This window comes from Mucilaginibacter myungsuensis (assembly GCF_015222005.1).
Taxonomy (GTDB): domain Bacteria; phylum Bacteroidota; class Bacteroidia; order Sphingobacteriales; family Sphingobacteriaceae; genus Mucilaginibacter; species Mucilaginibacter myungsuensis.
The window spans coordinates 290,922-303,170 of record NZ_JADFFL010000002.1; the positions used below are offsets into that span (position 1 = coordinate 290,922).

Here is a 12,249-nt window from a genome sequence, read left to right on the forward strand (position 1 = left end):
CGGTTTCGGGGCCGACGTTAAAAATTCTCGTGGATATAGGTCATGACCCTTACCATCTCGTTCCGTATCTCAGCCGTTGGCCGGGTGTAATTATTATTCATAAAACTAAAGGCCAGGTGCTTGCCTTTGCGGGTGGTAATATATCCGCTTTGGTTATGGTTATTACTTAAGGACCCTGTTTTGGCCCAAACAAAGGGTACCCCGTTGTCCGTTTTGTAAGCCGACTTAATTGTCCCGGCCACCCCGCCTATCGGCATCATGCTATGCAGCAGATCATCGTCACCCACTTTATCGCGGATCTTGATCAACAGCTGAACAATACTCCTCGGCGTAAATAAGTTGTAACGTGATAGCCCTGAGCCATCCACCCACTCGGGTTTATCGGGCAGATCGGTCAAATAAGTGCGATTGATGTAGTTGATGGTCGAATCTTTATTCAGTATCCCGAACTTAACGGATGAGCAAACCAGCAATAATTGCTCGGCTATAAAATTATCGCTCGGTTGCAGCATACGGCGCAGGGTCGAGTCGCGGTTAGCGTTGTTTATGGTACCTGCATTGGCCGGCAGCTGGATGTGTATTTCGCCTACGTTCTTTTTCAGGGTATCCTGCAACATATCGCGGGTAAGCGCCGGGGAGGTTTTCCAGGGTATCTCTTGCTTAAAGTTGGTTGTTATCGGCATGGCCGGATAGCGGAAAGTGTTATCGTCAAAATTACGTTGAACGCTAAATCTGGCCGGGTGGAAAGCGCTATCCTGTTTTAAATAAGCGCTCAAATAAGCCGGGCGGATCTTTAACGATCCACCATCAGCATAAACCATAGCCACGTTATCCATCACGGGCAGTTCGGTAATATCGGCCTGGTAGTAATCGTTATAATCGCTCCATGGCCAGCCTGCTCCCCAAAAATGGTTCTGGTACCAGCCCGATGAAAAGTAGATATTTTTATTGCTGCTCTTTAAAAAGTTGAGGGCGTTGGTCCCTTTCAAACTGGTATGCAAGAAGGTCGGATCGCCCGTCGCCCAAAATATCAACGAATCGCCGCGGGTTTGATAACGGATACCGGGGATAGAATCTCCCAGCATCATCAGGCTCGCATAAAAGGTGAACAGTTTAGTGTTCGATGCAGGGTTGTAATATTTATCGTCGTTCAGCCCGTAAATGGTCTTTTGCTCATCCAGATCATACAGGGTAAAGCCTGTAAAATGATCGTTCACTACCTCCGACTTTTTAAACAGCTTTTTGATCTTCCGTTTTGATTGGGCTTCGGCCGGCGCGCTGATGGTGACCGCTACCGTTAAAGATAAAATGATAAGTGACAATCGCATATCGGGTATGGCCTTGTAAACCTTTAATTTACTTAATTTTAATACACTAATTATATTCCTGCTTTGCAAATTAATGGTTTTGGTTGGATAGTGCGGTATTTATGCGTGGCTTTGCTATTGGCATTCTCGCCTGCGTTTGCGCACGGCCAGTCTTTTGATCTGTTGGGGAAAAAGAAAAGGGTTTATATGCCTTTCACCACCATCCGCAATATGGTGATCGTAAAAATGTCCATTAATGATAAAGGGCCTTTTAATTTTGTGCTGGATACCGGCGTGGGCATTATGCTGATCACCGAGCCACGATTAGTAGACTCGCTTAATCTGGCCACCAAACATCTGTTAAAAATTTACGGCTTGAACGGCGAAAGCTTCGATGCTTATATCACCCCTCCTTTAAAATTGGATATGCCCAACATCCAAAGTACCAGCGTCCAGGCGGCTATTTTAAAAGATGATCAGTTTGGCCTGTCCAACTACGCGGGCATGCCTATACATGGCCTATTAGGGTACGATTTTTTTAATAACCTGGCCGTGCGATTCAATTTTTACGATAGCACGCTGGTGATATCCAAACCTAAACATGTGCGGCTGTTAAGTAAGGGCATCAAAATACCACTAAGCATTGAGGATAAAAAACCCTACATCTACACCAATGTTAAAATGGCCGATGGCAGCGTGCAGACCAAAAAATTACTGGTAGATATTGGCGCCGGTCACCCCCTGTCGATAGAGAACTCTCTTGAAAGCGAAGGCATGCCGCAAAATTTTATTGCCGGTAACTTGGGCCTGGGTATCACCGGACCGATCACCGGATACATCAGTCGGATAAAAGAAATAGATCTGGGTAAATACAAGATCAAAGATCCGATCACTTCTTTCCCCGATCAGGAATCGTTGAAAAAAGCTTTGCCGCTAACCCCGCGCGATGGCAACATGGGGATAGGCATACTGCGGCGCTTCACCATGATAATTGATTATACCAACGGCGCCATGTATCTAAAAAAAGGCATCGATATGGACGAACCGTTCGAGCACGACATGAGCGGCATCGAGTACTTTTTTATAGGTAATGATTATAGTAACCTTGTCGTCGGCCGAGTAGAACCGGGTTCGGCGGCGGATGCTGTGGGCATGAAACCTAAAGACGAGATATTGGCCATCAACTTTAAACCTGTGGATAAATTGACCATCGACCAGATCGATAACCTATTTAAATCAAAAGACGGGCGCAACCTGCTTTTAGAGGTTTATCGCAATAAAGAATATATTAAAGTGTTGCTCACCCTGCGTAAACGGATCTGATAGTGCATAGTTATACACTCCGCTTACCTAAGCAGGTGTGAGCCTGTAAAAATGTGGTCCCGTTATTTTAGCTGACTAATATTATCAAAGAAAGCCGTTTGCAGATCCAGCAGCGAATTCACTTTCACTTTCTCGCCGTAAGTATCAAAACAAAGGAACTGGGCTTTTTCGGGGTGGCCTTTTTCTTGTTTCTCAAAAAAGTTAAAGGTCTCAAAAAAGTAGTGGTTTGTGGTGATCTTTTTCTTTTGATCTACCTGTGATGCATTCAGCCTGAACCCTATCCCGTCTATCCAGCTATGGATCTTGGAGTGCAATGATGCGCGGATGTTTCTCATTGTAGTGGTGCTTTAGATGATCGATGTGTTTTAACTTTAACGCAATTATTTTCTTAATGTTCCATTTATTTTAAATTCACTTATTCACGATCGTAGATAAAGTTTGTTGATAACCAGGGTGTTTAGTAGTGAGTATTTAGTATCAAGACTTTGGGTTAATATTTGAATTTCATCACATGCCAAGATCGCCGACGACACTCCTACTTGCTACTTATTCGCTACTTAATACTTCCTTTCGTCTACTTTTTCTCGGCGGTCGTCGCATTTATAAAATTTGATCAGGATAAAGTTGATATTTGCAGCCCGAAAAACATGGCTGTTCTACGGTCATTTTTGGAGATGGATCTTGTGGCTTTGTTATATATTATTTTTATTACAAATGCCTGTTTTAGGGGCATTTAGGGGCAGATCTGTAACAATGCTATGAATATTAAATATTTGATCCAAAGAAATTGAACTTTTGTGCCCCGTTAATGTATTAGAATAAAATTTGAGCTTTATCCTGTGCCGTAACGGCCTAATTAACATATATGAAACGAATACTTTTCACCCTTTCCTTTTGCCTGATGCTGTGTGGGTTTGCCCATGCGCAAGGTACTCACAACATTACAGGTAGCGTTATCGACTCTACCAAACAGACCGTGCCGGGCGCCAGCGTAAAGCTGAAGACCGATGCCGGCGATAGCACCGTGCGTGTTACCGGTATAGACGGTAAGTTCAGCTTTGCTAACATTAAAGCAAACAAGGTCGATATCACTATAACCTCTATCGGTTATCAGGGACAGATCAAGCATTTCACTTTCGCTAACGATAATGCTCCCTTAGAGATAGGTGCAGTTACCCTTAAAAATCTGTCTACTTTGTTAGGTGGCGTTACCATTGTTGGTATCACCCCGGTTACGTTAAAGGAAGATACTACCCAATATAGTGCAGCTGCCTACAAGGTGCGTGACAACGCCCCTGTTGAGGACCTGATCAAAAAACTACCGGGTATCGACGTAGATAAGGACGGCGCGGTGACCGCTAAAGGTAAATCCGTTGCCCGTATCCGTGTTAACGGTAAGGACGTTTTTGGCGGCGACCTGCAAAGTATCACCAAAAATTTACCTGCCGACGTGGTAGAGAACATCCAGTTGATCGATGATTACGGCGACCAGGCCAACCTCACCGGTATCAAATCCGGCGACCCGACCCAGATCATGAATATCACCATCCGTAAGGATAAAAACTACGGATACTCTGCTAACATTACTGCCGGTGGCGGTAGGGATGCTTTGCCAAGCCCTTTGGCTAACGATCAGCGTTATACAGGTCAGTTAAACTCGTTCAAATTTAAAGGCGACCAGCAGATCTACCTGTTAGGTAACTTTAACAACGTTAATGCCAACACCTTCAACTTTGGCGGCGGCGGTGGCGGCGGTAACTTTGGCGGTGGCGGCGGTGGTGGCCGTGGTAATGCGGCCCGTGGTGCTGGTGGTGGTGGCCAAAATGGTATCACTGATGTGCATACTGCAGGTGTGAACTTTCGTGATCAGTGGGGCGATAAGTTGTCGGTTTACGGTAGCTACAGCTTTCAGGACAACGTATCTAACACCAATAGTACAACTAAACAACAAACTAACATTGGTAACAACTACTTGCTAAGCGATCAAAGCAGCCGCGAGATCAATAACACCCTAAGCCACCGCTTCACGTGGAACATGGAGTGGAAACCGGATACGCTTAACTACGTTAAATTCACTCCAACTTTCTCTTATAATAAAATACGTACTAATTACTCGGATATGACCGCTAACACCAGCAGTAATGATGGTGTAGAAAATAGATTGGCTTACAACTCAACTACCGGTAGTAATTCGGTAGCGCCTAACTATGGTACGCAGTTAATGTTCAATCACAGGTTCTCAAAACCTGGCCGTAACTTTAACGTGTTCACCAACGCATCTTCAAACCACACCGAGCAAGATCAAAACCCTATCTACAACTATACCTTGGGCAACATCCCTCCGGGTGTAGATCCTAACCAGTTCATTACGGTAGCCAGCAGGGTAAATAGCATCAATACCAGCGTATCGTACGCCGAGCCATTGTCTAAAGTTTCTTTCTTAGAATTTAGCTACAATTTTAACTACTCGCATACTACAAGCGAGCGTGTAACATCGTCGTACAACGGCGCGGCAGATCAGTATGTGTTCAACCCAGCCTTGTCTAACGACTTTAGGTACACCTTTATGACCAACCGCTTATCGGTAAACTATCGTTTGATCGAAAAGAACTACAACCTGACCGTAGGTTTGGGTGGCCAGCCAAGTGTGTTGGATGGTGTATCGCCAATGCGTAATGTAAAAACAAGCATCAGCCGCTTCAACATCGTGCCAAGCTTACGTTACCAGTGGAATATCTCTAAAAGCCAATCGCTTAACTTACAATACAACGGTAATGCTAACCAGCCTACCTTTAACCAGATACAACCGGTAACCGATCGTTCTAACGCTCTTTACCCGGTTGAAGGTAACCCTAACCTGGCGCAGGAGTTCAATAACAATATCCAGTTAAGGTTCAACAAGTTTAGCTTTGATAGCGGCGATACTTTCTTCTTTAACTTCAACTACAACCAAACTGATAACAAGATCGTAACCAACTCGGTAACCTTTGCCGACACCCCGGGTACTGTATTAACACGTTACCGCAACGCTGACGGTTATTATCAACTGGGTGGTTTTGGTAATTATTCTAAACCTTTTGATAATCGTAAATTCACGGTTCAGGTTGGTACAGGTCTTCAATATACCAATAACATCGGTTTCCAAACCTCTGTGAACGCAGCCCAGGTAGAAACAAGCTTACGTAACGTGGCTAAAACCTTGACCTTGTCGCCTAACGCTAACTTCAGGGTTGATATTACCGACGTTATCGACACCAGGATATCAACCAGTTACTCTATTAATAAAACAGATAACAGCGTTCAGAACAGATTGACCGCGGCAAGCTCGAACGTACGTGAATGGAAAGTCGGCCTCAATGGTAAGAACTACCTGTGGAAAGACTGGACCGTTAGTTATGATCTTACCAAAACCAATAACTACGGTTACACCATCCCGGTAACTAACCCTACTATTTTGAATACTTACATCGAGCGCAGGTTCCTGAAAAACAACATGGCAACCATCCGTTTATCAGGTAACGACTTGTTTAACCAAAATACAGGTTTCAACTTGTCAACTTCGGCAACGTCATTTACCGAGACCAATACCAACCGTTTAGGCCGTCACTTCTTATTGACGTTGAATATCCGTTTGCAGAAATTTGCAGGCAGAGCGCCAACATCTGGCGACGAGCGCGGTGGTCCTGGTATGCCTGGCGGTCGCGGTGGTGACAGAGGTAACCGTGGTGGCATGGGAGGCCCTCCGGGCGGTGGCCCTGGTGGTTTCTAAAAACCGAACAGATACTTTGATGAAAAGAGCCGATCCATTTTGGATCGGCTCTTTTTTGCGCCTGATGCGACCTCATGGCAATGATAAAACTTTTGCTTTCCCATAGACAAACCTGGGTCTACCCGGTAATCACTTACATTTTCTGCTACCTTTTACTGATGTAAATGATAACTTCCTAAGCCATTTTAGAGGAGGATCAACGCATAAGAAATAATGATGGGGTTATTTAGCGCATCGCAATCAGAACAGAAACATAGCCTCCCTTTAGGTATTTTTATTTGCGTTTTAATACACAAAAATATCTACTTATGACACTAAATTGCTATAGTCGAGTGATCGATGGCTTATTGAAAACTTTATCAATTCCATTGAGATAAGATGCACCGGCTTTGGTAACTTGTTATCTATAAATGATCGATCAGCAAAGAAAATTAGCGACGGTCACGCCAATAAAAGCGTGTCAAGTTCAAATACCCATTTGCGTGATCTGAACATAAAACAAAATATGGGCAGTAATTAAGCTGCTTCTTTCTTCAAAACCCTGTTGATTACTTTCTCCAGGTCGTCAAGATCAAATGGTTTGGCCAGATAGGTTTCGGCGCCGGCATGGTTGGCTAAGGATTGGATATCGCTATTGGCCGAGAAGTATATTACGGGGATATTTTTAAGCTCAGGATCGCCTTTAAGCGTCTGTGTGGCGATAATACCACCAGCATCAGGTATCCAGTTATCCATCAGGATAACGGCCGGGATAATGCCCGATACGCGGTTAACGATGTCGTTACAGTCTGTATAAGTAAAAACTGTCCAGCCCTGCTGTTCTAAAATGTACGAACAAATAGAAAGGATGTCCTCGTCATCATCAAATATGATGACCTTTTTTTCGGCAGCGCTCATTTATCGTGTTAGTATCGGTTTTCCAAATTTATAGGTATAACACAAACAACCAAAATAAATGTTTTAACGTGTAGTAAATAATTGTAAATTTTTTGATTGGCGCCGGTTTCAGTACAATATTTCGGGTCAATTAGGCGGTAAAATAGCATCGCTTTACACAGCCGTTATATAGTCAAGATCAAACCTGATCTATTATGTGTATTTTTGCGGCAAAAATCATGGCAGGTAAAAAAGCGATCATAGCAGGGGCCAGTGGACTGATAGGCAGCAATTTATTGCAGATCCTGTTAGACGAGCCTTTTTACGACGAAGTTTTGATTATCGTGCGTAAGCATTTGAACGTCGATCATCCAAAACTGAGGCAGCTGATCGTCAATTTTGATGAGTTGTATAAGCACGCCGCTGAGTTTACCGGGCATGCCATATTCTTATGCTTAGGCACAACTGCCGCTCAAACGCCCGATAAGGCCCTCTACCGTAAGATAGACCACGACTATACTATCCAGCTGGCACAATTAGCGCATCAAAACAACGTTAAGCAATGCCACCTGATATCGGCAGTGGGCGCGGACGCAACTTCATCTAATTTCTATTTGAAATTAAAAGGCGATACTGAAGAGGATATTAAAAAAGTCGGCATCTCCTCGCTGCATATCTACCGGCCAAGCATGTTACGCGGCCGTAAAGAGAACCAGCGTTTTGGCGAAGGTGTGATCAATGGCATCATGACCGTTGCCGACCACCTGCTGATCGGCAGCTTTTCTAAATACCGAAGCATCTCAGCGGCACAAGTTGCCAGGCGCATGTTTATTCAATCAACTGATAATCAGTTAGGTACATTTTTGTACCATTATAAAGAACTAATATAATATAAGTGAGTACATTCATCTCAGCAGAAAATTTAGGCCACTCTTTTCATGATCGCTGGCTATTCCGCAACCTTACCATTGGTATCAACCGTGGTAGAAGGGTGGCGTTGGTCGGTATTAACGGGGCGGGTAAATCCACGCTGCTTAAGATCCTTTCAGGCAAACTGAACCCTACCGAGGGTAGGGCCGTACAGGCCCGCGACCTTAATATGGGTTACCTGGATCAGGACCCGCAATTTGATAAGGCGCATACCATTAGCGATTACATCTTCCATGCCGATAACCGCAGCCAACAACTGATACGCGAGTACGAGGAGTTGATGGAGAACGACCCGGAGAACATGGATAAGCTGGAAAAACTGACCAGCGAGATTAGCGACCTTAATGCCTGGGAGTACGAATACCAGATCAAGACCATTTTGGGCAGATTAGATATCCATCATCTAAATCAGCAGATAAGCACATTGTCCGGTGGTCAGAAAAAACGTTTAGCATTAGCACGCTTACTTATTGAGGACCCAGAGATCTATGTCATAGATGAGCCTACTAACCACCTGGATATTGATACCATTGAGTGGTTAGAGAAGTTATTGACCGAAGGCAACAAAACTATCCTGATGGTAACACACGACCGTTACTTTTTGGATAACGTTTGTAACGAGATACTGGAGTTGGACAATGGGAAGATCATCCCCTACTTTGGTAACTACGCCTACTATTTGGAAAAGAAGGCAGAGCGCGAAGCATCCGACGCAGCATCGTTTGCCAAGAACAGCAACCTCCTTAAAAAGGAGTTGGAGTGGATGCGCCGTCAACCTCAGGCCCGTGGTACCAAATCTAAAGCAAGGATAGATGCCTATTACGAGCTGGAAGAAAAGACCAAGAACCGTGGCCCTAAAGATAAGGTTGAATTAAGCGTAAAGACCGCGCGCCAGGGTAATAAGATCATGGAGTTGCATCATTTAGATAAAAGCTTCCGCGATCAAAATATCCTTGAAGATTTTAACTACGTATTTAAAAAAGGAGACCGTATAGGTTTAGCCGGCAAAAATGGTAGCGGTAAATCTACATTGCTAAATATCATTACAGGTTCTTTACAACCCGATAAAGGGCATATAGAAACGGGAGAAACAACCGTAATGGGTTACTTCCATCAGGCAGGTATCGTGTTTAAAGAAGATGACCGGGTAATAGATGTGGTGACTGATGTTGCAGAATATATTACCATGGCCGATGGGAAGACCATCACCGCCTCTGCCCTATTGACCTTGTTCTTATTCCCGCCTAAAAAACAATACGGTTTTATATCTAATCTTAGCGGTGGCGAGAAAAAGCGTTTGCAATTAATGGCGCTGTTAATGAAGAATCCCAACTTCTTGATACTGGATGAGCCTACCAATGACCTGGACATTGATACACTAAATGTATTAGAAGAGTTTTTGATGAGTTATACTGGTGTGTTAATGCTGGTATCGCACGATAGGTATTTGTTAGATAAACTAACCGATCAGCTTTTCATCATGGAGGGCGAAGGTCAAGTAAGGTTTTTTAATGGTAACTATTCATCTTATCGTTTAGAGTTAGAAGAACAGAAGCAAGCTGCAAAGAAACAAGCGTCAGCCCCTAAACCGGTAGAGGTTGCCCCTCCTGCACCTAAAAAGAATAAACTTTCTTTTAAAGAGCAAAAGGAGATGGAGACTTTAGAAGCTGAGGTTTCCAAATTGGAAATTCAGATAAAAGGATTGTCTGATAAACTAAATGCAGGTACTCTCAGCAGTCACGAAGAATTGACCGCTTTAGCCAAAGAGATACAGGTGTTGAGCAGCCAAATGGATGACAAGAGTGTCCGTTGGATGGAGTTAGTTGAATTGAACGAAGCGTAATATGAAACTATCAGACATTATAGCATCAGTTGGTGTGACCATCCTTTTAGTGGGCTTTTTCTTGAATTTGAACAAGAAAATAGCTTCAGATGGCAAACTCTATGCCTCATTAAACTTTATTGGGGCGGCAATGTGTGGGGTATCATCATACATGATCAGCTTCTACCCTTTCGTAATCTTAGAAGGGGTGTGGGCATCGGTAGCACTTTATTCGTTAGTAAAAGTTCCACGTGGAACATCTAATTAATGAATCTAAATTAGTGTTCCACGTGGAACATTTGAAAATATAAACAACTTAGATGTTCCACGTGGAACACGGAGGTTTAATATGTTTAAGAAATACGACGTTATAGTTGTTGGTGCAGGACATGCAGGCTGTGAAGCTGCCGCTGCTGCCGCCAACATGGGTTCATCGGTCCTTTTGATCACGATGAATATGAATACTATTGCCCAAATGAGCTGTAACCCTGCTATGGGTGGCGTGGCTAAAGGGCAGATAGTACGCGAGATCGATGCATTAGGCGGTTATTCAGGTATCATTACGGATAAGTCTACCATTCAATTCCGTATGCTTAATATGAGCAAAGGGCCTGCCATGTGGAGTCCACGGGCGCAGACAGACCGTATGCGCTTTGCTGAAGAGTGGCGTATAGCATTAGAAAGAACGCCAAACGTAGATTTTTGGCAGGATATGGTAAGCTCACTAATTGTAAAAGACAATAAGGTTTGCGGTGTAAAAACATCTATAGGTGTAGAAATTGAAGGTGAATCGGTTGTATTAACCAACGGTACTTTCCTGAATGGATTGATCCATATTGGTGAAAAACGCTTTGGTGGAGGCCGCACAGGTGAAAAATCAGCCACCGGATTGACCGAGCAATTGACCACTTTGGGCTTTGAAGCCGGAAGGATGAAGACCGGTACACCACCTCGGGTAGATGGCCGATCATTAAATTACTCCTTAATGGAAGAGCAATGGGGCGACCAGGGAGCAGGCAAATTCAGCTATACAGATACCGTCATATCTACCGACCAACGCTGCTGCTGGGTGACCTATACCAATCCTGATGTGCACGAAACATTAAAGGAAGGCTTTGAAAAGTCGCCAATGTTTACGGGTCGTATTAAAGGATTAGGCCCAAGATACTGTCCATCAATAGAAGATAAGATCAACCGCTTTGCAGAACGAGACCGTCACCAGATATTTGTTGAACCGGAAGGCTGGAACACTTGCGAGATATACGTAAATGGTTTCTCAACCTCATTGCCGGAGGATGTACAGTACCGTGCGTTAACACAAATACCAGGTTTTGAAAAGGCCAAGATGTTCCGCCCGGGTTATGCGATCGAATATGACTTCTTTCCACCTACTCAGTTAGAGTTGACGCTGGAGACCAAGCTGATCAAAAATCTGTTCTTTGCAGGTCAGATCAATGGTACCACAGGTTACGAAGAAGCCGGTTCGCAAGGCTTGATGGCGGGTATCAATGCGCATCAAAAAGTACACGATGGCCATGAATTGATATTAAAAAGGTCCGAATCATACATCGGTGTATTGATAGATGATCTGGTAACTAAAGGCACAGAGGAGCCATATCGTATGTTCACCTCGAGGGCAGAACACCGTTTATTGTTACGCCAAGACAACGCCGATATTAGATTAAGTCCGATCGGTCATGAGTTAGGCTTGATCAGTGACGAGCGTTTAGATAAAGTAAATAAGAAAATCAAAGACTCTGATGATATCGTCGCGCATACCAAAAAGACATCTATTGGCATGGCGGATGTAAATGGCTTGTTAGAAGAACTGGGCACCGCTCCTATCCCGCAGGCGGTAAAAATGTTCAACCTGATCAGCAGACCACAAATCGGAATTAATGATCTGCGCAAAGCCAGTACTGATCTTAACGAGCTTTTATCGAACTACGATCAACAAACTATTGAGCAGGCTGAAATAAAAATTAAATACGAGAGTTATTTTGAAAAGGAAAATGAGATAGTAGAAAAAATGAAGAAAATGGAGGACCGCTCCATCGACCCTAATTTCAACTATCAAACTTTGGGATCATTATCAAAAGAAGCCCGCGAAAAATTGCTGAAGATAAAACCAAAGACCTTGGGCCAGGCATCACGCATTTCGGGGGTATCACCATCAGATATTTCGGTATTGATGATCCATATTACCAGATAATAATATAAAC

General features: G+C 43.8%; 9 protein-coding genes. 6 read left to right on the forward strand and 3 right to left on the reverse strand.

The features are described 5' to 3' along the window. Positions 1-17: 17 nt before the first annotated feature. On the reverse strand, positions 18-1,328 hold the full coding sequence (locus tag IRJ16_RS05130; RefSeq protein WP_194110458.1) for a D-alanyl-D-alanine carboxypeptidase/D-alanyl-D-alanine-endopeptidase: 1,311 nt from the start codon (positions 1,326-1,328) through the stop codon (positions 18-20). Positions 1,329-1,391: 63 nt separating this feature from the next. On the opposite strand from IRJ16_RS05130, the gene IRJ16_RS05135 reads away from it, so the two are divergent. Then, positions 1,392-2,630, forward strand: coding sequence for an aspartyl protease family protein (locus IRJ16_RS05135; protein WP_194110459.1), 1,239 nt, complete (start codon positions 1,392-1,394; stop codon positions 2,628-2,630). 62 nt (positions 2,631-2,692) lie between these two features. Here IRJ16_RS05135 and IRJ16_RS05140 read toward each other — a convergent pair whose 3' ends face one another. Beyond that, entirely contained in the window at positions 2,693-2,965 is a 273-nt protein-coding gene (locus IRJ16_RS05140; protein WP_194110460.1) for a hypothetical protein, read from the reverse strand. Positions 2,966-3,495: 530 nt separating this feature from the next. Between IRJ16_RS05140 and IRJ16_RS05145 the strand changes: the two genes are divergently transcribed. Continuing rightward, positions 3,496-6,399 carry an outer membrane beta-barrel protein gene (locus IRJ16_RS05145; protein WP_194110461.1) on the forward strand — a complete coding sequence of 968 codons (2,904 nt, stop codon included), beginning with the start codon at positions 3,496-3,498 and terminating at the stop codon, positions 6,397-6,399. A 516-nt stretch (positions 6,400-6,915) separates the two neighbouring features. On the opposite strand, the gene IRJ16_RS05150 is transcribed toward IRJ16_RS05145, so the two are convergent. Further along, complete coding sequence (locus tag IRJ16_RS05150; RefSeq protein ID WP_194110462.1) at positions 6,916-7,296, reverse strand: response regulator; 381 nt, start codon at positions 7,294-7,296, stop codon at positions 6,916-6,918. A 218-nt stretch (positions 7,297-7,514) separates the two neighbouring features. On the opposite strand from IRJ16_RS05150, the gene IRJ16_RS05155 reads away from it, so the two are divergent. The 4 genes from IRJ16_RS05155 (at position 7,515) to mnmG (ending at position 12,239) form a co-directional block, all read left to right on the forward strand. Further along, on the forward strand, positions 7,515-8,165 hold the full coding sequence (locus IRJ16_RS05155) for an NAD-dependent epimerase/dehydratase family protein (RefSeq protein WP_194110463.1): 651 nt from the start codon (positions 7,515-7,517) through the stop codon (positions 8,163-8,165). Positions 8,166-8,170: 5 nt separating this feature from the next. Next, positions 8,171-10,048 (forward strand): ABC-F family ATP-binding cassette domain-containing protein, encoded by a 1,878-nt coding sequence (locus tag IRJ16_RS05160; protein WP_194110464.1) that lies wholly within the window; start codon positions 8,171-8,173, stop codon positions 10,046-10,048. Position 10,049: 1 nt separating this feature from the next. Further along, positions 10,050-10,295 (forward strand): CBU_0592 family membrane protein, encoded by a 246-nt coding sequence (locus IRJ16_RS05165; protein ID WP_228079870.1) that lies wholly within the window; start codon positions 10,050-10,052, stop codon positions 10,293-10,295. An 81-nt stretch (positions 10,296-10,376) separates the two neighbouring features. Continuing rightward, complete coding sequence (gene mnmG / locus IRJ16_RS05170) at positions 10,377-12,239, forward strand: tRNA uridine-5-carboxymethylaminomethyl(34) synthesis enzyme MnmG (RefSeq protein WP_194110465.1); 1,863 nt, start codon at positions 10,377-10,379, stop codon at positions 12,237-12,239. Positions 12,240-12,249: the final 10 nt, after the last annotated feature.

Excerpts from the sequence above, each read along its gene's own strand:
- IRJ16_RS05130 (WP_194110458.1), bottom strand. The coding sequence starts at position 1,328 with ATGCGATTGTCACTTATCATTTTATCTTTAACGGTAGCGGTCACCATC.
- IRJ16_RS05140 (WP_194110460.1), bottom strand. The coding sequence starts at position 2,965 with ATGAGAAACATCCGCGCATCATTGCACTCCAAGATCCATAGCTGGATA.
- IRJ16_RS05145 (WP_194110461.1), top strand. The coding sequence starts at position 3,496 with ATGAAACGAATACTTTTCACCCTTTCCTTTTGCCTGATGCTGTGTGGG.
- IRJ16_RS05150 (WP_194110462.1), bottom strand. The coding sequence starts at position 7,296 with ATGAGCGCTGCCGAAAAAAAGGTCATCATATTTGATGATGACGAGGAC.
- IRJ16_RS05155 (WP_194110463.1), top strand. The coding sequence starts at position 7,515 with ATGGCAGGTAAAAAAGCGATCATAGCAGGGGCCAGTGGACTGATAGGC.
- IRJ16_RS05165 (WP_228079870.1), top strand. The coding sequence starts at position 10,050 with ATGAAACTATCAGACATTATAGCATCAGTTGGTGTGACCATCCTTTTA.
- mnmG (WP_194110465.1), top strand. The coding sequence starts at position 10,377 with ATGTTTAAGAAATACGACGTTATAGTTGTTGGTGCAGGACATGCAGGC.